General features: G+C 74.1%; 17 protein-coding genes and 3 tRNA genes. 11 read left to right on the forward strand and 9 right to left on the reverse strand.

Annotated elements, in window-relative coordinates; genetic code table 11:
- The first annotated feature begins 48 nt into the window (after positions 1-48).
- Positions 49-1,443 carry an FAD-dependent oxidoreductase gene (locus tag E7744_RS03650; RefSeq protein ID WP_137772955.1) on the forward strand — a complete coding sequence of 465 codons (1,395 nt, stop codon included), beginning with the start codon at positions 49-51 and terminating at the stop codon, positions 1,441-1,443.
- Positions 1,444-1,502: 59 nt separating this feature from the next.
- Here the strand turns inward: E7744_RS03650 and E7744_RS03655 are convergent, their stop codons facing one another.
- Together E7744_RS03655 and E7744_RS15750 are read right to left on the reverse strand one after the other, a co-directional pair.
- Positions 1,503-1,988 (reverse strand): hypothetical protein, encoded by a 486-nt coding sequence (locus E7744_RS03655; protein ID WP_137772956.1) that lies wholly within the window; start codon positions 1,986-1,988, stop codon positions 1,503-1,505.
- Between the two features lie 9 nt (positions 1,989-1,997).
- Positions 1,998-2,486 (reverse strand): YajQ family cyclic di-GMP-binding protein, encoded by a 489-nt coding sequence (locus tag E7744_RS15750; protein WP_168199744.1) that lies wholly within the window; start codon positions 2,484-2,486, stop codon positions 1,998-2,000.
- 130 nt (positions 2,487-2,616) lie between these two features.
- Here E7744_RS15750 and E7744_RS03665 point away from each other — a divergent pair.
- Both E7744_RS03665 and E7744_RS03670 read left to right on the forward strand, forming a co-directional pair.
- Positions 2,617-2,701, forward strand: a tRNA-Tyr gene (locus E7744_RS03665).
- A gap of 81 nt (positions 2,702-2,782) precedes the next feature.
- On the forward strand, positions 2,783-3,949 hold the full coding sequence (locus E7744_RS03670) for an RtcB family protein (protein ID WP_137772958.1): 1,167 nt from the start codon (positions 2,783-2,785) through the stop codon (positions 3,947-3,949).
- Between the two features lie 92 nt (positions 3,950-4,041).
- Here E7744_RS03670 and E7744_RS03675 read toward each other — a convergent pair whose 3' ends face one another.
- Positions 4,042-4,482, reverse strand: a complete 441-nt coding sequence (locus tag E7744_RS03675; protein ID WP_137772959.1) for a hypothetical protein — start codon at positions 4,480-4,482, stop codon at positions 4,042-4,044.
- A 194-nt stretch (positions 4,483-4,676) separates the two neighbouring features.
- On the opposite strand from E7744_RS03675, the gene trxA reads away from it, so the two are divergent.
- On the forward strand, positions 4,677-5,045 hold the full coding sequence (gene trxA / locus E7744_RS03680; protein ID WP_137772960.1) for a thioredoxin: 369 nt from the start codon (positions 4,677-4,679) through the stop codon (positions 5,043-5,045).
- 48 nt (positions 5,046-5,093) lie between these two features.
- On the opposite strand, the gene E7744_RS03685 is transcribed toward trxA, so the two are convergent.
- Positions 5,094-6,095: a DNA-3-methyladenine glycosylase gene (locus tag E7744_RS03685; RefSeq protein ID WP_137772961.1), complete on the reverse strand. Its 1,002-nt coding sequence runs from the start codon at positions 6,093-6,095 to the stop codon at positions 5,094-5,096.
- 164 nt (positions 6,096-6,259) lie between these two features.
- Between E7744_RS03685 and E7744_RS03690 the strand changes: the two genes are divergently transcribed.
- Together E7744_RS03690 and E7744_RS03695 are read left to right on the forward strand one after the other, a co-directional pair.
- The gene (locus tag E7744_RS03690) at positions 6,260-7,762 is read left to right on the forward strand and encodes a pyridoxal-phosphate dependent enzyme (RefSeq protein WP_137774821.1); all 1,503 of its coding nucleotides are present in this window, start codon (positions 6,260-6,262) and stop codon (positions 7,760-7,762) included.
- Between the two features lie 16 nt (positions 7,763-7,778).
- Positions 7,779-9,023 carry a cystathionine gamma-synthase gene (locus E7744_RS03695; protein ID WP_137772962.1) on the forward strand — a complete coding sequence of 415 codons (1,245 nt, stop codon included), beginning with the start codon at positions 7,779-7,781 and terminating at the stop codon, positions 9,021-9,023.
- Positions 9,024-9,090: 67 nt separating this feature from the next.
- On the opposite strand, the gene E7744_RS03700 is transcribed toward E7744_RS03695, so the two are convergent.
- Positions 9,091-9,768 carry a hypothetical protein gene (locus tag E7744_RS03700; RefSeq protein WP_137772963.1) on the reverse strand — a complete coding sequence of 226 codons (678 nt, stop codon included), beginning with the start codon at positions 9,766-9,768 and terminating at the stop codon, positions 9,091-9,093.
- A 348-nt stretch (positions 9,769-10,116) separates the two neighbouring features.
- On the opposite strand from E7744_RS03700, the gene E7744_RS03705 reads away from it, so the two are divergent.
- The 3 genes from E7744_RS03705 to E7744_RS03715 all read left to right on the forward strand — a co-directional run bounded on the left by E7744_RS03705 (position 10,117) and on the right by E7744_RS03715 (position 12,218).
- Positions 10,117-11,946, forward strand: a complete 1,830-nt coding sequence (locus E7744_RS03705; RefSeq protein WP_371415377.1) for a DEAD/DEAH box helicase — start codon at positions 10,117-10,119, stop codon at positions 11,944-11,946.
- 70 nt (positions 11,947-12,016) lie between these two features.
- A tRNA-Thr gene (locus E7744_RS03710) sits at positions 12,017-12,088 on the forward strand.
- Between the two features lie 56 nt (positions 12,089-12,144).
- A tRNA-Met gene (locus E7744_RS03715) sits at positions 12,145-12,218 on the forward strand.
- A 71-nt stretch (positions 12,219-12,289) separates the two neighbouring features.
- Here E7744_RS03715 and E7744_RS03720 read toward each other — a convergent pair.
- The 4 genes from E7744_RS03720 to nirB all read right to left on the reverse strand — a co-directional run bounded on the left by E7744_RS03720 (position 12,290) and on the right by nirB (position 17,711).
- Positions 12,290-13,135 (reverse strand): formate/nitrite transporter family protein, encoded by an 846-nt coding sequence (locus tag E7744_RS03720; RefSeq protein WP_137772964.1) that lies wholly within the window; start codon positions 13,133-13,135, stop codon positions 12,290-12,292.
- A 162-nt stretch (positions 13,136-13,297) separates the two neighbouring features.
- Entirely contained in the window at positions 13,298-14,422 is a 1,125-nt protein-coding gene (locus tag E7744_RS03725; protein ID WP_137772965.1) for a uroporphyrinogen-III synthase, read from the reverse strand.
- Positions 14,419-15,192, reverse strand: coding sequence for a uroporphyrinogen-III C-methyltransferase (gene cobA / locus E7744_RS03730; protein ID WP_137772966.1), 774 nt, complete (start codon positions 15,190-15,192; stop codon positions 14,419-14,421). Before cobA ends, E7744_RS03725 begins: the two co-directional genes overlap by 4 nt.
- Positions 15,189-17,711 (reverse strand): nitrite reductase large subunit NirB, encoded by a 2,523-nt coding sequence (nirB, locus tag E7744_RS03735; protein WP_137772967.1) that lies wholly within the window; start codon positions 17,709-17,711, stop codon positions 15,189-15,191. Before nirB ends, cobA begins: the two co-directional genes overlap by 4 nt.
- 203 nt (positions 17,712-17,914) lie before the next feature.
- Here nirB and nirD point away from each other — a divergent pair, with 203 nt between their 5' ends.
- Positions 17,915-18,313 (forward strand): nitrite reductase small subunit NirD, encoded by a 399-nt coding sequence (gene nirD, locus E7744_RS03740; RefSeq protein ID WP_137772968.1) that lies wholly within the window; start codon positions 17,915-17,917, stop codon positions 18,311-18,313.
- Positions 18,314-18,419: 106 nt separating this feature from the next.
- Positions 18,420-18,650, forward strand: a complete 231-nt coding sequence (locus tag E7744_RS03745; RefSeq protein ID WP_210417153.1) for a hypothetical protein — start codon at positions 18,420-18,422, stop codon at positions 18,648-18,650.
- Positions 18,651-18,668 lie beyond the last annotated feature (18 nt).

The raw sequence follows: 18,668 nt of genomic DNA on the forward strand, positions 1-18,668 counted from the left end.
GATAGACTGGAGCGCTGACCGCCGTCGCCTCCCCTGGAAGGATCCTCCGTGACCTCTGTCCCCGACCGCCCCCTTCGCCTCGCGATCATCGGCGCTGGACCGGCCGGCGTGTACACCGCGGACCTGCTGACCAAGGCCGAGCGGGACTTCGAGCTGAGCATCGACCTGTTCGACCGGTATCCGGCCCCGTACGGGTTGATCCGGTACGGGGTGGCCCCGGACCACCCGCGGATCAAGGGCATCGTCAAGGCCCTGCACAAGGTGTTGGACCGCGGGGACATCCGGTTCCTGGGCGGGGTGGACTTCGGCACCGACCTGACCCTGGAGGACCTGCGCCGCCACTACGACGCGGTCGTGGTCTCCACCGGGGCCATCCGGGACGCCGACCTGGACGTGCCGGGCGTGGACCTGGAAGGCTCGTTCGGGGCGGCGGAGTTCGTGTCCTGGTACGACGGGCACCCCGACGTGCCCCGCCACTGGCCGCTGACCGCCCGGGAGGTGGCGGTGATCGGCAACGGGAACGTGGCCCTGGACGTGGCCCGGATGCTGTCCAAGCACGCCGAGGACCTGCTGGTCACCGAGATCCCCGAGAACGTCTACGCCGGGCTGGCCTCGTCCCCGGTGACGGACGTGCACGTGTTCGGCCGCCGGGGCCCGGCCCAGGTGAAGTTCACCCCGCTGGAGCTGCGCGAGCTGGCGCACTCGAGGGACGTGGACATCGTGTTGTACCCGGAGGACTTCGAGTTCGACGCGGCCTCGGAGGAGGCGGCCACCACGAACAACCAGGTCAAGACCATGGTCGGGACGCTGACGAACTGGCTGATGGAGCAGGAGGACCGCCCGGGCACGGCCTCGCGGCGGCTGCACCTGCACTTCCTGCAGCAGCCCGTGGAGATCCTCGGGGCCGACGGGGCGGTGGCCGGGCTGCGGATGGAGCGGATGGAACTGGACGGCACCGGCAACGTGACCGGGACCGGGGAGTACACCGACTACCCGGTGCAGGCGGTGTACCGGGCGATCGGCTACCACGGGTCCCCGGTGCCGGGGCTGGCCTACGACGCCGGCCGGGGGGTGGTGCCGAACGAGGCCGGCCGGGTGCTGGACGAGGCCGGGGCGGTGGTGCCGGGGGTGTATGCCTCGGGGTGGATCAAGCGCGGCCCGGTGGGGCTGATCGGGCACACCAAGGGGGACGCCCTGGAGACCATCGGGTGCCTGCTCGAGGACCAGCCGGGGCTGTGGACCGCGCAGGACCCGGACGAGCAGGCCGTCCTGGACCTGCTCACCGCACGGGGGGTGGAGTACACCACCTGGGAGGGGTGGCTGGCCCTGGACGCCCACGAGCTCGCCCTGGGCGCCGCCGCCACCGCCACCGGCCCCGTCGAGCGCGAACGCGTCAAGGTCGTCCCCCGCGAGGACATGGTGCGCATCAGCCGCGCCGGCTGAACCGGTCCGCCGGCGCGGTCCCCGGGGGTCCGCGCCGGCGGCCGGTGGCCGGCTGGACGCTAGGCGGTCGCCGGGACCAGTCCGCCCGCGCGCTGCCAGGCCCGCACCAGGTGGTCCTGCACCGGGTCCTCGAACAGCTCCCGGGCCGCCTTGTCCGCGGTCCGCAGCGCGGTGCCGGCGTCCTGGCGGGCCTCCTCGGCCACGGCCCGCTGCCGACGGAACCAGTTCCGGTCCTCGAACCGCGGCTCCTCGGCGATGGACTCCAGCTGCCGGGTGACCAGCCGCTGCTCCTGCGCCGCGGCGCGCAGCCGATCCGGCTCCCGTGCCTGCTCCACGAACCCGCCGTGCAGCACCAGGCCCGTGCGGGCGTCGATGCCGTGGCGCAGGGCCAGCGCGAGCACCGTCTCGGCCGGCACGGTGCCCGGGTCCTCACGCCAGTCCAGGTCGGCCAGCTGCCGCCGGCCGGCCTTGGCGTCCGCGAGGGCGTACCCGAGCTCCGTGTCGGTCCAGTGGACGGTGCCGTCCGGGGTGATCAGGTAGAGCATGGCGCCTCCTCAGCGGAAGTTGATGAACTGCAGGTCGGCGTCCTCGAAGCCCTTGAGCAGGGCGATGGTGTCCTGGAGGTCGTCGCGCGACTTCGAGGACACGCGCAGCTCGTCGCCCTGGATGGTGGCCTTGACCGACTTCGGCGCCTCGTCGCGGATGAGCTTGGTGATCTTCTTGGCCGTGGGCTGGTCGATGCCCTCCTTGATCCCGGCCTCGAGCCGGTACTCCTTGCCCGAGGCGTACGGCTCGCCGGCGTCCAGGGACTTCAGCGAGATGTTGCGCTTGACGAGCTTGGACTGGAACACGTCCAGCACCGCCTTCACGCGCTCCTCGGAGGCGGCCTTCATCAGGATCCTCTCGCCGCTGAAGTCGATCTCGGCGCCCACGCCCTTGAAGTCGTAGCGCTGCGCGATCTCCTTCTGGGCCTGGTGCAGCGCGTTGCTGACCTCCTGCTTGTCGACCTTGCTGACCACGTCGAACGTCGAATCACTGGCCATGGCTCCTCCTCGGGGTAGGGGACGGGGGCGGTGTCGAGGCCAGCCTACCGGTCCGGCGATTTCGGGTTCCGGCCGATCCTCCGGTACAGTGGTCTCCGCTGCTACGCGGAGTGATCCGGGTAGACCGCACGGCAGATTACCCGAGCGGCCAAAGGGGGCTGACTGTAAATCAGCTGGCATTGCCTACGGGGGTTCGAATCCCTCATCTGCCACCAGTGAACGGAGCGAGGGCCCCGGGACCACCACGGTCCCGGGGCCCTCGGCGTTCGCGGGGCGCACGCGGGACCATGGTGGGCATGGAGCACCTCACCGACCGGCTCGTCAGCTGGGCCTCCCTGCTGGACGAGCAGACGCGCGAGCAGGCCCTCGCCACCGCCCGACTGCCGTTCATCCACCCGCACGTCGCCCTGATGCCGGACGCCCACCTCGGGAAGGGGGCCACCGTGGGCTCGGTGATCCCCACCCTCGGGACGGTCATCCCGGCCGCCGTGGGCGTGGACATCGGCTGCGGGATGATCGCCGTGCGCACCCAGTTCACGGTCGCCGACCTGCCGGAGGACCGCGCGAGGGTCCGCCGGGCGATCGAGCGGGCCGTGCCGCTGGGTGCCGGCCATGACAACAGGACGGTCACCCCGACGGCGGCCCCGCGGCTGGACGAGCTCGTCGAGCGGGCGGTGGCCGCGGGCCTCGACCCGGCCGGGTACGCCCCCCACTGGGACCTCCAGCTGGGGTCGCTGGGCTCGGGCAACCACTTCATCGAGATCTCCCGGGACGAGCAGGACCGGGTCTGGGCCTTCCTGCACTCCGGCTCCCGCGGCGTGGGCAACCGGATCGCGCAGCACCACATCGGCGTGGCCGCCGGCCTGGCGCGGCGTGCCGGGGTCTCCCTGCCGCACCCCGACCTGGCCTATCTCGAGGAGGGAACCGAGGCGTTCGACCGGTACCTGCGCGAGCTGGAGTGGGCCCAGCACTTCGCCCTGCTCAACCGCGAGGAGATGATGGACCGCGTGCTGCGGGCCGTCTCGGAGTGGGTGGGCACGGAGGTCCGGGAACGGGAACGGATCAACTGCCACCACAACTTCACCGCCGCGGAGGAGCACTTCGGCCGCCGCGTCTGGGTCTCGCGCAAGGGGGCCATCCGGGCCACGGCGGGCGAGCCCGGGCTCATCCCGGGATCCATGGGCACCGCCTCCTACGTGGTGGCCGGCCGGGGCAACGCGATGTCCCTGGACTCCGCACCGCACGGGGCGGGCCGGGCCTACTCCCGCTCGGCCGCCCGCCGCCGGTTCACCCGCCGGCAGCTGCGCGAGGCGATGGCCGGCATCGAGTACCGGGACACCGAGGCCTTCCTCGACGAGATCCCGGCCGCCTACAAGCCCATCGACCGGGTGATGGCGGACGCCGCCGACCTCGTCTCCGTCCGCCACACGCTGCGCCAGCTCGTCAACGTCAAGGGCGACTGAGGGCGCGGGGCCGACGGCCGGGCCGGCGCGCCGCACCGGCCGTCCGTCCGTCCCGCCGCACCGGTCCGCCCCTGCCCCCCCGCCCGCGGCGCTCATGCCGCCGCCGGCAGCGGCATGAGGTCCCAGAGGATGCAGAACGCCCCGTCCGGGGCGCCCATCACCGTCCGGTAGTAGGCCCAGGACCAGGCGGGCGCCCCGTTGGAGTCCGGCGGCGCCACGGGGCAGTCGCCCGGGTGCAGCCACGCGCCGTCCACGCAGATGAAGTCCAGGTACTCGGCCACGGACCCGTCGCGCGGCGGCTGCAGCGACTCCCGGAGGTCCTCGGCCGTGGCCACCCCGTACAGCTCGGTGGCCTCAGGGTCCAGCACGAGCCCGCAGTCCCGCTCGAAGGCCTCCACCCAGTCCATGGACTCGCGCAGCGCCTCCTCGGGGTCGGGGCGGTCCACCACCACCATCACGGTGGTGCGCCGTCCGGGGGCCATGCGCCCCGGGCCGGCCGGTCCGCGCTTCGCGTCGCTCGGTGTCGTGGTCATCGGGTCCTCCTCGGGTTCCGCGACCCGCTCGCCGGGTCCGGTGCCACCGAGGCTAGGAAGCGCCGGCGCCGGTGCGGCCGGGCCCGCCGCGGCCCGGGGCGCGGCAGGCCCGGGCCGGGACACTGTGGAGTGGCCGCCCCGAGGGGCTGTGGACGCCGGGCGGCGGCCGTGCACCGCGCCGCTAGGGTGGGGGCATGGCAACCACCGACATCACCGAGGCCGACTTCGAGAAGACCCTCACCGACCACGAGATCGTCCTCGTGGACTTCTGGGCCGACTGGTGCGGCCCCTGCAAGCGCTTCGCCCCCGTCTACGAGGAGGTCTCCGGCCGCCACGAGGACGTCGTGTTCGCCAAGGTGGACACCGAGGCCGAGCGGGGACTGGCCGCGGCCGCCAACATCACCTCCATCCCCACGCTGATGGCCTTCCGGGACAAGGTCCTCGTCTACGCCCAGCCCGGGGCGGTCAACGCCACGCAGCTCGAGGAGCTCGTCACCGCGGTCAAGGGCCTGGACATGGACGATGTCCGCGAGCAGGTGGCCAAGGCCCGGAACGAGGGCTGAACCGCCCCGCCGGTGGCCGCCCCGGCCTCCGCCACCCCGCCGGCCGGCTCAGCGGCCGCGGTGGTCCGCCGGGGCCAGCCGAGGGCCGAAGCGGCTGAACCGGTAGCCGGCCAGGCCGATCAGCCGCACCACCCGTTGCCGGTGGCCCGCGTACGGGGCCAGCAGGCGCAGCATGCCGGCGTCGTCCGTGCGGCGGCCCGTGAGCGCCTCGCCCACGTGGTGGGCCAGGTGGAAGTCACCCACGGCCACCGTGTCCGGTGCCCCGTGGGTGCGCTGGACCGTCTCCGCCGCCGTCCACGGGCCCAGGCCCGGCACCGAGCACAACCGGGCGACCACGGAGCCCGGGTCGTCCTCGGCGCCCAGGGGCTGCGCGCCCAGCCGGTCCAGGGCGCGGGCCCGCTCGGCCACCCGCAGCATGGCCCGCGACTGCGCCGGCTGCACCCAGCCGGCGTGCCACTCCCAGCTCGGCACCCGGCGTACCGCCTCCGCGGTCGGGGCCAGGCGCATCCCCTCGGGGGCGGGGGCGGGCGGGAGGTCGCCGTACCGGCGCACGAGCCATCGCCAGCCGGACCGGGCCTGGTCGTGCGTGACCTTCTGCTCGAGCACCACCATGAGCAGCTGGTCGACCACGCGGCCCGTCGCCGGCAGGCGCAGCCCCGGATGGGCCCGGCGGGCCCGCACCACGGCGGCGGGCAGTCCCGGAACGCCCGCGGCGAGCAGGGCATCGAGGCCGGACCAGTCGTCGTCGAGCCCCAGCAGGGCCGGCGCCGCGGCCACCGCGGCCCGCGCCCCCGGCCCCCAGGCCAGCACGGGGACGCGCCCCGGTTCGTGGGGGGAGGCGGCGGGCCGCACGAGCAGCGTCACGGGGTCCCCGGTGCCCGGCTGGCGGAAGACGAGCCACACCCCCTCCGGCCGGGACTGCACGGTCGGGTCCGCGTGCCCGCGCTGGAGCACCCCCAGGGTCAGGCGCACGTCCACGGGCGCCCCGGGCTCCAGGACCGCCGCGGCATCCGGGGCCGGCAGCGGGCCGATCGGGGGCAGGGAGGGCATGTCACCATTCTCCCGCACCGGCTGGTGCACCGCGCCGCCGCACCGCCCCTCGCCGCCGCGCCTCGCCGCCGGCGCGCCGCCGCCAGTCCCCGCCGGTCACGCGGATTCACGCTATTGTCCCCGCGCGCGGACCCGGCGGTAGCGTGGGGCGCATGACAGAGGAGATGCACTACGCCGAGAACGTCCTCGGGCTGATCGGCAACACCCCGCTGGTGAGGCTCAACAAGGTCACGGAGGGCATCAGGGCCACCGTCCTGGTCAAGCCCGAGTACCTCAATCCCGGCGGGTCGGTGAAGGACCGCATCGCCCTGAAGATGATCGAGAACGCCGAGGCCGAGGGCCGGCTGGCCCCGGGCGGCACCGTGGTGGAGCCCACCTCCGGCAACACCGGCGTGGGCCTGGCCCTCGTGGCCCAGCTCAAGGGCTACCACTCCGTGTTCGTCACCCCGGACAAGGTCGGCCAGGAGAAGCGGGACGTGCTGCGCGCCTACGGCGCCGAGGTGGTCGTGACGAAGACCTCCGTGGCCCCGGAGTCGGAGGAGTCCTACTACGGCGTGGCCAACCGCCTCGAGCGGGACATCCCGGGCGCCTACCAGCCCAACCAGTTCTTCAACCCCTCGGCCCCGCAGTCGCACTACGAGACGACCGGCCCCGAGATCTGGCGGGACACCGCCGGGCGCATCACCCACTTCGTCGTCGGCGCCGGCACCGGCGGCACCGTCACGGGCACCGGCCGGTACCTCAAGGAGGTCTCGGCCGACCGCGCGTCGGGCCCCGTGCGGGTCGTGGTCGCGGACCCGGACGGCTCCATCTACTCCGGCGGCACCGGCCGGCCGTACTTCGTCGAGGGCGTGGGTGAGGACATGATGCCCGGCAACTACGACCCCTCCGTCCCGGACGAGGTCATCGCCGTGGACGACGCCGCCTCCTTCGAGATGACGCGCCGGCTGGCCGCCGAGGAGGGGCTGCTCGTGGGCGGGTCCTCCGGGATGGCCGTCGTCGCCGGGCTGCGCGCGGCACGGGACCTCGGCGAGGACGACGTCATGGTCATCCTGCTGCCGGACTCCGGCCGCGGGTACCTCGGCAAGATCTTCAACGCGTCCTGGATGGACGAGATGGGCTTCGAGACCACGGCGGCCGAGTCCGTGCTGCCCGCCGGCGGCGTGCCCGGGGGAGTGCCCGACGGCGGCGCCCCGGCCACCGCGGGGGCGGCACCGGGCGCGCCGGCCGGCTCGGCCGCGGCCGGCTGGGAGGGCACCGTGGGCGACCTGCTCGCGGCGAAGTCCTCGCTGCTGCCCGCCTCCCTGCCGGCCGTGGTGACCGCGCCCAAGGACGCCACGATCGCCGAGGCGATCTCCACCATGAACCGCTACGGCGTGGACGCGCTGCCCGTGGTCGGCGCCCCGCGCGACGACCTGCGGGTGGGGGAGGTGCTCGGCTCGGTGACCGTGGCCGGGCTCAGCGACCTGCTCGCCTCCGGCGCGGCCCGCCCCGCGGACACCGTCCTGGAGCACGCCGGCCCGGCCCTGCCGCGCCTCAACGTGCACTCCACCCTGGCCCGGGCCCGCGAGGCCCTGCGCTCCGCCCCCGCCGTGATGGCCACCCGCAACGGCGTGGTGGCCGGCATCATCACCCTGCACGACCTCCTGGCCCGCGTGGCCCGGTGACCCGAAAGGACCCGTCATGACCGAACGCGCCGCTGAGCCCGCCGAGACCGTCCAGACCGACCGTCCCGCCGGGGAGGGCGACTACGACCACACCCTCCACCCCACCGCCGGGTTCAACACCCGCGCCATCCACGCCGGCCAGGCCTTCGAGCCGGTCACCGGCGCCGTGGTGCCGCCCGTGCACCTGTCCACCACGTACGCCCCGGAGCGGGTCGGCAGCCTCCGCCACGGCTACGACTACGGCCGCGGCACCAACCCCACGCGCGACTCCCTGCAGGAGCAGCTCGCCGCGCTCGAGGGCGGCGTGGAGGGCACCGCGCGCGCCTTCACCTTCGGCTCCGGCCTCGCGGCGGAGAACGCCCTGATCCACGCGGTGGCCGCCCCCGGCGCGCACATCGTGATGGGCAACGACGTCTACGGCGGCACCTACCGCCTCATCAACCGGGTCCTCGGCCCGTGGGGCGTGGGCCACACGGTGGTCGACATGGGGGACGTGTCCGCCGTGGAGCAGGCCCTGGCCGCCTCCGGGGCCGGGATCCTGTGGCTGGAGACCCCCTCGAACCCGATGATGAAGATCTCGGACATCGCCGCCCTGGCGGACGCCGCGCACGCCGCCGGCGCCCTGCTGGTGGTGGACAACACCTTCGCCACGCCCTACCTGCAGCTGCCCCTGGAACTGGGCGCCGACGTCGTGGTGCACTCCACGACCAAGTACATCGGCGGACACTCGGACGTGATCGGCGGGGCCGTGGTGGTCGAGGACCCGGAGCTGGCCGAGAAGGTGCAGTTCCAGCAGTTCGCCGCGGGTGCCGTCAACGGCCCGCTGGACGCCTACCTCACCACGCGGGGCCTGAAGACCCTCGGCGTGCGCATGGACCGGCACACCGCCAACGCCGGCACGATCGCCACGTGGCTGCAGGACCGTCCGGGCGTGGAGCGCGTGCTCTACCCGGGCCTGGCGGACCACCCGGGCCACGAGCTGGCCACGCGGCAGATGCGCGGCTACGGCGGCATGGTCTCGGTGCAGTTCACCGGCGGCGCGGCGGCCGCCAAGCAGGTGGCCGAGACCACCCGGCTGTTCCAGCTGGCCGAGTCGCTCGGCGGCGTCGAGTCGCTCATGAACTACCCGGCCGAGATGACGCACGCCTCCGTGGCCGGCACCGAGCTCGCCGTGCCGGACAACCTCGTGCGCCTGTCCGTGGGCATCGAGGACGTGGCCGACCTGATCGACGACCTCGACCGGGCGATCAGCGCGCTCTGAGCGTCCCGGCCCGGGCCCCGTCCCGGCCCCGTGCGCCGGGTCCCGGGCGGCATCTGCCGCCCGGGATTCAGCGCAGCCGCCGGCGCACCGGCGGCAGCCACAGCAGCGCCGCGCCGGTGAGCAGCACCACGGCGATCGCGACCAGCAGCGGGTGCCCGCGCAGGATGAGCGGCACCCCGACGAGCACGGCGATGCCCGTCAGGAGCCCGGCCGCCCCGCGCCGGGAGCGCAGCAGCTGCACGGTGCCCGCGCCGGTGGCGAGCGCGAGGACCCCCGTCAGCCCGGCGAGCACGTACTGCCCGGTGCGGCCCGCGAGCGGGTCGCGCAGCAGGTAGCCGTCCGGGCCGAGCACGGGGCCCTCGGCGACCGGCTGGGACGTCCCCGCGAGGACGAAGGAGGCGGTGAGCAGCGCGAACAGCACCGTGACCAGCGCCCACCACCAGCGCGCGGTGCGCAGCAGCGCGGAGGGGCCGACGGCGGCCGCGCGGGACCCCCGGTCGGCGCCGGCACCGGCCTCGGCGCCGCCCTGGGGACCGGTGCCGGGACCGGCGGCCCGGGCGTCGCGGTCGCGGCGCGCCGTGGACGACGCCGTGGACCGCGACCCGGACGGCGCCGTGGACGGCGGGGTGGCTGCCGCGGCGTCCCGCGCGTCCTGCCGGCTCGCGTCGAGGAAGGCGCGCGTGGCCCGGCCGGCGGCGCGGGCGTAGCGGTGCTGGGGGGCCTCGTGGGGGTTCTGTTCGGGCACGGGTCGAGCCTAGCCGTCGGGGCGGTCCGGCCCATGCGCTAGACTGGTGAGCACCATTCCGGTCAGAACCCCTGTGCATGCCCGAGAGGGCATCGAGTTGTGTGGCCCCACCCGACAGAGTGTCGGGGCAGCGGGCGGCCGGTCCTTCACACCCCCAGCCGTTCCTCCGTCGAGGACGTGGCCCGCCCGTGCGGTGCCCACGATCGCGGAACCGGCCGGGCGGGGACCGCCAGGTGATATGGGACGGGCGTGACGTTGGACCACGCCTCGGGGAGCGCCGGAGAGAATGCAGTCCGCTGCGCCGCGGCATCCAACCGGCCGCCGACCCGATCCCCAGAAGGAATCACCGTGTCCGAGAACACCACCGTGCCCACCCCTGCCTTCGCCGACCTCGGCATCGACGCCCGCGTGCTCGCCGCCGTCGAGGACCTCGGCTACGAGACCCCCTCGCCGATCCAGGCCGAGACCATCCCGCTGCTGCTCGCCGGGCGCGACGTCGTCGGCCTGGCCCAGACCGGCACCGGCAAGACCGCGGCCTTCGCCGTGCCCGCCCTGTCCCGGCTCGCCGAGCTCGCGGACGTCAACGGCCCCGCGGACAGCCCCCAGGTCCTCGTGCTGGCCCCCACGCGCGAGCTGGCCCTGCAGGTCGCCGAGGCCTTCACCAGCTACGCCAAGCACCTCAAGGGCGTCACCGTGCTGCCCGTGTACGGCGGCGCGCCCTACGGCCCGCAGCTGTCCGGCCTGCGCCGCGGCGCCCAGGTCGTGGTCGGCACCCCCGGCCGCGTGATCGACCACCTCGAGAAGGGCTCCCTGGACCTGTCCGACCTGCAGTACATGGTCCTGGACGAGGCCGACGAGATGCTGCGCATGGGCTTCGCCGAGGAGGTCGACCGCATCCTGGCCGCCACGCCCTCCGGCAAGCAGACGGCGCTGTTCTCGGCCACCATGCCGCGCGCCATCCAGCGGATCTCCGGCAAGTACCTCAACGACCCGGTCGAGGTGACCGTGGCCGCCAAGAACACCACCGCCGGCAACATCCGCCAGCGCTTCCTGCAGGTGACCCACCAGTGGAAGCTCGAGGCCATGACCCGCATCCTCGAGACCGAGGAGCACGACGGCGTCATCGCCTTCGTGCGCACCCGCAACGCCACCGAGGAGCTCACCACCAAGCTCAACGCCCGCGGCTTCCGCGCCGCGGCGATCTCCGGCGACGTCGCGCAGAACCAGCGCGAGAAGACCGTGGAGAACCTGCGCGCCGGCCGCGTGGACATCCTCGTGGCCACGGACGTGGCCGCCCGCGGCCTGGACGTGGAGCGCATCAGCCACGTCATCAACTACGACATCCCGCACGACACGGAATCCTACGTGCACCGCATCGGCCGCACCGGCCGCGCGGGCCGCTCCGGGGACGCCGTGCTGTTCATGACCCCGCGGGAGAAGTACCTGCTGCGCTCCATCGAGAAGGCCACGCGCCAGACCGTCGAGCAGATGCACATGCCCTCCGTGGCGGACGTGAACTCCTCCCGCCTGGGCAAGTTCAGCACCCAGATCACCGAGACCCTCTCCGAGGGCGACCTGGACGTGTTCCGCGAGCTCGTGGACTCCTACGTGGCCGAGCACGAGGTGGCCCCCGAGGACGTCGCCGCGGCGCTGGCCAAGATGGCCCAGGGCGGGCGCCCACTGCTCACCGAGGAGCCGGACCTGCCGCCGGTGCGCATGGCCCGTGGCGACCGCGACGACCGCGGCGAGCGGGACGGGCGCGGCTCGCGCGGCCCCCAGCGCGGCCCGGCCGAGGGCAACGCCACCTACCGGATCGCGCTGGGCCGCCAGGACCGCGTCCAGCCGGGCAACATCGTCGGCGCGCTGGCCAACGAGGCCGGGCTGCGCTCGAACCAGATCGGGCACATCGACATCCGCTCCAACCACTCCCTCGTGGAGCTGCCGGCGGACCTGACCGGCCAGCAGTGGGACGCCCTGGGCAACACCACCATCAACGGCCGTCCGATCGAGCTGCAGCTGGACACCGGCCGGCCCACGCGCGCCGAGCGCGAGGGCAAGCCGTTCCGCTCCGGCGGCGGCTCCAAGGGCGGTTTCAAGGGCGGCCACAAGGGCGGCGGCTTCAAGGGCGGTTTCAAGGGCAGGAAGTCCTTCGACCGCCCCTCCCGCGACCGGTACTGACCGGCTCCTGACGTGGGGCTTTGCCTCGATTTCGCATCCGCGGGAATCGCTGGTAGAGTTTCACGTCGTTGCCCCGATAGCTCAGTGGTAGAGCGCCATCTTGGTAAGATGGAGGTCCCGGGATCGATTCCCGGTCGGGGCTCTGGGATGAGGGCCCGTGCGCAGTCAGTATCCGCGGCACGGGCGCTCTCATTTCATGGCGGCGTAGCTCAGCTGGTTAGAGCGCACGACTCATAATCGTGAGGTCGGGGGATCGAGTCCCCCCGCCGCTACGGACAAGGACCCGGATCCCCTTCGAGGGGTCCGGGTCCTTTCTCGTCTCGCCGTACTTCGCGCCTGTGGGTCAGCGGCCCAGGGGGGCGGTGGACATCGCCGGTGCCTTCGGCTGGCGGACGGCGCCGGTGCGGTGGTGGGTGCCGTAGAGGGTGAGGCCCACGAAGGCCAGCCCGCCGACGAGGTTGCCCAGGACGGTGGGGATCTCGTTCCAGACGAGGTAGTCCATGAGGGAGAACTCCGCGCCGAGCAACAGCCCGGCGGGGAAGAGGAACATGTTGACGATCGAGTGCTCGAAGCCCATGGAGAAGAACAGCATGACGGGCATCCACATGATCAGGGCCTTCCCGGTGGTGGACCGGGACATGAAGGCGGCGACCACGCCGGTGGACACCATCCAGTTGCACAGCACGCCACGGATGAAGAGGGTGAGCATCCCCCCGGCGCCGTGCTCGGCGTAGCCGACGGTGCGCCCCTCGCCGATGGAGCCGATCTGCTGGGCGACCTCGTTCGGCGGCGAGCTGAAGCCGTAGGTCATGACCACCGTCATCATGACGGCGACGAGGACGGCGCCGGCGAGGTTCCCGGTGAACACCAGCCCCCAGTTCCGCAGCAGCCCGGGGAGTGTCACTCCCGGCCTCCGGTCGATCCAGGCCAGCGGCACCAGCGTGAACACCCCGGTGAGCAGGTCGAAGCCGAGCAGGTAGAGCAGGATGAAGCCGACCGGGAACAGCAGTGCACCGAGGAGCGCGATGCCCGTCTGCACCGTGACGGTGATGGCGAAGGCGGCGGCGAGCGCCAGGATCGCGCCGGCCATGAACGAGCGGATCAGGGTGTCCCGGGTGCTCATGAAGACCTTGGCCTCGCCGGCGTCGATCATCGTCTTGACGAAGTCTGGGGGGCTCACATAGGACATCGGTCATCACTCCAGCTGTCAGGGGTACCAAGGGGCGCCGGTGGTCCCGGCGTGCTCGGAAATCTACGGAGTCGGCGTTTCCCGGGCGTTTCCGGGACCGTGACGGGGCCGTAAAACCCCTTTCTCACCCCCGTGCGGGCCCGGTGAGGCGGAGGGGAACCGCTAGACGGCAAGCCGGTAGCCCCGCTTGACCACGGTGGTCACGAGCCCGGGCACCGGCAGCTGTCGTCTCAGCCGCCAGACCAGCATCTCAAGGGCGTGCTCGGACTCGCACTGCCGCAGGACCGCCACGAGCTGGGCGCGGGTCAGCACGGCGCCCCGCGCGGCCGCCAGTTCACGCAGCAGCGCGAGGGGACCGGGCGGGAGCCGGACCGGTTCGGCCGCGTGCCCGGGCACGTGCACCTGGTCGCCGCGGATCTCCAGGGGGCCCAGGCGGGTGTCCACGCGCAGGACCCCCTGCTGCTCCAGGTGCTCGCACACCAGCCGGATCATGGCACCCAGGCGCCAGCGGGAGGGGACCAGCGGGCGCAGCCCGGCCTCGTGCAGCGGCCCGGCGGTCACGGTCCCGACGACGGCCGTCGCCACGTCCGCCCGGAGCGCCTCGAGGAGGCACCCCAGGCGCCCGTACTGCTGGGCGACGGCGAGGAAGGCCTCGACGGCGGGGGCGGCCGTGAAGGTGAGCACGTCGAGCCGGCGGTCGGCGGCGGCGTCGATCATCCGCAGCAGGTCCGAGTCCTCCGCCGGGCGCGCCCACGTGTAGGGCATCACGGTCAGCACCCGGGCCCCGGCCTCCTCGAGGCGGGAGACCTGCTGGTGGTCGAGCATGCCGTGCAGTTGGAAGGCCACCGTGCGTCCCGCAATGTCCCGCTCCAGCAGCAGGTCCACGAGGGAGGCGGTCCGTTCGTCGTCCGGGGCGCCGACGTCGTCCAGGCCGGCGGCGCGGACGGCACCGCGGGCCTTGGGCCCTCGGACGAGGATCGCGGCGGCCGCGAGGGCGCGGTGGAGCTCGGTGCCGAGCCCGTAGGCGTCGGCGGCCTCGGTCCAGCGTCGCATCCCGTAGGCCGTGGTGACCACCGCGTAGTCCGGCCGGGCCTCGATGACCCGGCGCGTGTCCCGGTGCAGGGTGACGGACTCCGTCAGGGGGGCGATCCGCAGGGCCGGGGCGTGCATCACCTCGGCGCCGCGCCGCCGGAAGGCGCAGATGAGCTCGTCGCTGCGCCGGTCGGAGGTGACACCGATGCGGAACCCGGCCAGGGTCTGCGGCAGCGCCGCGGCGGGGTCGCTCATGCGGCCCCTGCCACCCCGGCCAGCTCCCGCAGCCGCTCCTCGGCCCCGGGCGCCAGCCGCACGACCTCGCCGATCACCAGGACGGCGGGGGAGCGCATGCCCTGTACGGCGGAGGCGGTGAGGATCTCCGCGAGCGGGGCGATGCAGACCCGCTGCCGCTCGGTGCACCCGCGCTCCACGATCCCCACGGGCGTCCGGGGGTCCATCCCGTGCCGCACCAGCCCGGCGGCCGTGTGGCCGAGGGCGGCCATGCCCATGAGCACGACGACGGTCCCGCCCAGCTGCGCCAGCCCGGCCAGTTCCCCCTCGCCGAGCGGGTCGTGGCCGGACACCACCGTGAACGCCCTGCTCAGTCCGCGCGCGGTCACCGGGATCCCCGCCGCGCCCGGGGCGGCCACGGCGGAGGTGATGCCCGGGACCACGGTCACCGGGACCCCGGCCTCCTGGCAGGCCGCCACCTCCTCGCTGCCGCGGCCGAGGACGAACGGGTCCCCGCCCTTGAGCCGGGCCACGCGCAGTCCGGCCAGTGCCGAGGCCACGATCAGCCGGTTGATCTGCGCCTGCGGGACCCGGTGGTGCCCGGGGTGCTTGCCGACGTCGACCAGGCGGGCCCGCGGCGCCCACGCGGCCAGGTCGTCCGTGGGGGCGAGCCGGTCGTAGTACACCACGTCGGCGTGGGCCAGCACGCGCAGCGCGCGCACCGTCAGCAGGTCCGCCGCCCCGGGACCGGCGCCGATGAGGGTGACCGTCCCGGGCCCCGGGCCGCTCACCGTGCACCCCGCACGGGGATGCGCGGTCCGGAGAGGGCCACGGGTCCCGTCCCGTCCGGTTCCCCGGGCTCCGCCGGGGCGTTGACGAAGCCGCGGAACCGCCGCAGCCGCTCGGGGTCCTCGAGGGTGGCGGCCCACTCGTCCCGGTAGGCCTCCAGGTGGTCGGCGACCACCCGTTCCAGGTGCGCGGCGATGCCGAGGGAGTCCCGCACCACCACGTCGCGCACGTGGTCGAGCCCGCCGGGCAGCTCCTCCATCCAGCGGGCCGTGCGCTGGAGGCGCTCGGCGGTGCGGATGTAGTAGACGACGTAGCGGTCGATGTACCGCAGCAGCGTCGTGTCGTCGAGGTCCTTGGCCAGCAGCCTCGCGTGGGCCGGGGTGGCCCCGCCGTTGCCGCCCACGTAGAGGTTCCACCCCTCGGACGTGGCGATCACGCCGACGTCCTTGCCGCGCGCCTCGGCGCACTCCCGGGCGCAGCCGGAGACGCCGAACTTCATCTTGTGCGGGCTCCGCAGGCCGCGGTAGCGCTCCTCCAGCCGGACGGCCATGGCCACCGAGTCCTGCACCCCGTAGCGGCACCACGTCGAGCCCACGCAGGACTTCACGTTGCGCAGGGCCTTGCCGTAGGCCTGGCCGGACTCGAAGCCGGCGTCCACGAGGCGCCGCCAGATCCGGGGCAGCTGGTCCAGGGTGGCCCCGAACAGGTCGATCCGCTGGGCGCCGGTGATCTTGGTGTAGAGCCCGTACTCCCGGGCCACCTCGGCGATCACCGCGAGCTTCTCCGGCGTGATCTCGCCGGCGGGGATGCGGGGGACCACCGAATAGGTGCCGTCCTTCTGGAGGTTCGCCAGCGCCCGGTCGTTGGTGTCCTGCAGCCCCGCCCGGTCGCCGTCGAGGATGTACTCGCCGTGCAGGGTGGCCAGCACGGAGGCCGCCACCGGCTTGCAGATGTCACAGCCGAGGTTCGCGGCCGGGTCCGCAGGGGTGCCGAAGCGGGCCACGATCTCGCCGAAGCTCCTCAGCCGGGTGGCCTGCACGGCCTCGAACAGTCCGGACCGGGACAGGGCGAAGTGCTCGCACAACGCGGTGGAGACCTCCATCCCCAGCACGGCCAGTTGGCCCTCCATGACCTTCTGCGCCGCGGGCAGGCAGGAACCGCACTGGGTCCCCACCCCGGTGCAGGCCTTGAGGCCCGCCAGGTCCGGGCACCCGCCGCACACGGCCCGGCGCAGGTCCCCGGCGCTGACGTCGCGGCAGGAGCAGACCTGGGCCTCGTCCGGCAGCGCCAGGTCCGCCGGCGCCCCGTGGCCGGCGGCGGAGAGGAAGGCCCCCGCCTCGCCCGGCAGCTCGCGTCCGAGCATGGGGCGCAGCGCCGCGTAGGGGGTGGCGTCCCCCACGAAGATCCCGCCGAGCAGCGTGCGGGCGTCCTCGGAGACCACGAGCTTCTGGTAGGTCCCGCCGACCGGGTCCGCGTAGACGACCTCCAGCGCGCCCTCGGCCGCGGCGAAGCCGTCCCCGAAGGTGGCCACGTCCAGCCCGGAGAGCTTGAGCTTGGCGGCCGTGTCGAAGCCGGGGAAGGTCCCGGTGCCGCCACAGAGCCGGTCGGCGACCACCTCGGCCATCGCGGTGGCCGGGGCCACCAGGCCCACGCACTGCCCGCCGAAGCTGGCCGCCTCCCCGATCGCCCAGACGTGCGGGGCCGAGGTCGCACAGGTCTCGTCGATCGCGAACCCGCCCCGGGGGCCGAGCTCCAGCACCCCGGCGCCGAGCTCGTCGCGCGGGGTGATGCCGGTGGCCGCCACCACGAGGTCCACGGCGATGTCGTCCCCGGAGCCGAAGCGCAGCAGCGGTCCCTCCAGGGCAAGGGGACGCTCGCCGAGCCTCAGCACGTACCCCTGCCCCCGCAGCAGCCGGTTGAGGGTGCGCCCGCCGGACTCGTCCAGCTGGGCGTTCATGACCCAGGGGCGGGAGTGGACCACGGTCACGTCCGCGCCCAGCGCCCTGAGCCCGCCGGCGGCCTCCAGGCCCAGCAGGCCGCCGCCGATCACGGCGGCCCGGGGCGCGCGTCCCAGCCGGCCGCCCAGCTCGGCCACCTGCCCGCGCAGGCGGTCGACGTCGTCGATGGTCCGGTAGACCACCATGTCCCCGGCCCCGGGGATCGGCGGCCGGGCGGCGTCGCTGCCGGTGGCCAGGACCAGTTCGTCCCAGCCGACGGTGTCGCCGTCCGCGGTGGCCAGGGTGCGGGCCGCGGGGTCGATGCCGGTGACCCGGCAGCCCGTCCGCAGGCCCACGCGAGGATCGTCCCAGGGGCCGGGGCCCAGGGGGAGGTCGTCGCCCGCGTCCAGGAAGCGACGGGAGAGCGCCACGCGGTCGTAGGGCGCCCACCGCTCCTCCGTGAAGACGGACACCCGCAGGTCCTCCTCGCGGGCCAGCAGGGCCTCCACCAGCCGGTGGGCGGCGGGCCCGCCGCCCACCACGGCCACGGTCCGGTTCGTTCGTCCGATCGGTCGCACAGTCATGGGTCCATCCCCTCGCGTCGTCTCGCGCCGTCGCGCGTCGATGGGCCACCACGCTATGGGCGGGCCGTTTCCCGGCCGTGTCCCCGGTGTAACGGCTCGATGTCGCGCCCCTCACCGGTCCGCGGGCACCCCCGGAGGACACCGTTGCACGGACGAAACATCCCGGACGACGAGGGGAAACACCGGCTTCCTACGGTGGGTCCATGACCCTCACCGCGATCCACCCAGCGTCCAGCACTGCCGCCCGGCCCGTCCTCGCCACCGCGAGTCCGTCAGTCCGGTCCTGGCACCCGGTCTGTCCCCTGGACCGGCTCGAGCCCCTGTGGGCCGAGGCCGCCCTCGTGGCCGGTCAGCAGGTCGCCCTGGTGCGGCTGCCCTCCGACGAGGTGCTCGCCGTGTCCCACTGGGATCCCTACGCGCACGCCCCCGTCATGGCCCGCGGGATCGTCGGCTCCCGCGGCGGGCGGCCCACCCTGGCCTCACCCCTGCACAAGCAGGTCTACGACCTCGGCACGGGGCAGTGCCTCACCGACCCCGGCCTGCGGCTCGCCACGTTCGGCGTGCGGGTCCGGGACCGGATCGTCGAGGTCCGCGCCGCGTGAGGGACATGCCGGCGCTCATCGCCGTCTCCCACGGCACGGCGGACCCCGCGGGCCGGGCACGGATCGCCGAGCCCGTGGTGGGGCGCTACCGCGTTACCGTGGAGGGGTGTTCACTCCCTGGGACCACGGCTCGACCGCCTACCGCACCACGCTGCTGACCGGCACCGGCCTCATCCTGCTCGGCATCATCCTCTCCGTGCTCGGCGCCCTGGCCTCCGCCCTGCCGCTGCAGTGGACGGCGCTCGTGCTGATCGGCGCCGGCCTCGTCACGCACCTCGCGGCCCAGGTGCTCCGGATCCGGGACGCCCGCCGCCGGCACCGGCCCGCGGACCGGTAGTCTGGGGACGGCCCAGCA

The organism is Citricoccus sp. SGAir0253 (genome assembly GCF_005877055.1).
GTDB lineage: Bacteria > Actinomycetota > Actinomycetes > Actinomycetales > Micrococcaceae > Citricoccus.

Coding starts and splice junctions, on each gene's coding strand:
- E7744_RS03685 (WP_137772961.1), bottom strand. CDS start 6,095: ATGCCCTCCCTGCCCCCGATCGGCCCGCTGCCGGCCCCGGATGCCGCG.
- E7744_RS03695 (WP_137772962.1), top strand. CDS start 7,779: ATGACCGAACGCGCCGCTGAGCCCGCCGAGACCGTCCAGACCGACCGT.
- E7744_RS03670 (WP_137772958.1), top strand. CDS start 2,783: ATGGAGCACCTCACCGACCGGCTCGTCAGCTGGGCCTCCCTGCTGGAC.
- E7744_RS03725 (WP_137772965.1), bottom strand. CDS start 14,422: ATGAGCGACCCCGCCGCGGCGCTGCCGCAGACCCTGGCCGGGTTCCGC.
- nirB (WP_137772967.1), bottom strand. CDS start 17,711: ATGACTGTGCGACCGATCGGACGAACGAACCGGACCGTGGCCGTGGTG.
- E7744_RS03720 (WP_137772964.1), bottom strand. CDS start 13,135: ATGTCCTATGTGAGCCCCCCAGACTTCGTCAAGACGATGATCGACGCC.
- trxA (WP_137772960.1), top strand. CDS start 4,677: ATGGCAACCACCGACATCACCGAGGCCGACTTCGAGAAGACCCTCACC.
- E7744_RS03690 (WP_137774821.1), top strand. CDS start 6,260: ATGCACTACGCCGAGAACGTCCTCGGGCTGATCGGCAACACCCCGCTG.
- nirD (WP_137772968.1), top strand. CDS start 17,915: ATGACCCTCACCGCGATCCACCCAGCGTCCAGCACTGCCGCCCGGCCC.
- E7744_RS03675 (WP_137772959.1), bottom strand. CDS start 4,482: ATGACCACGACACCGAGCGACGCGAAGCGCGGACCGGCCGGCCCGGGG.
- E7744_RS15750 (WP_168199744.1), bottom strand. CDS start 2,486: ATGGCCAGTGATTCGACGTTCGACGTGGTCAGCAAGGTCGACAAGCAG.
- E7744_RS03655 (WP_137772956.1), bottom strand. CDS start 1,988: ATGCTCTACCTGATCACCCCGGACGGCACCGTCCACTGGACCGACACG.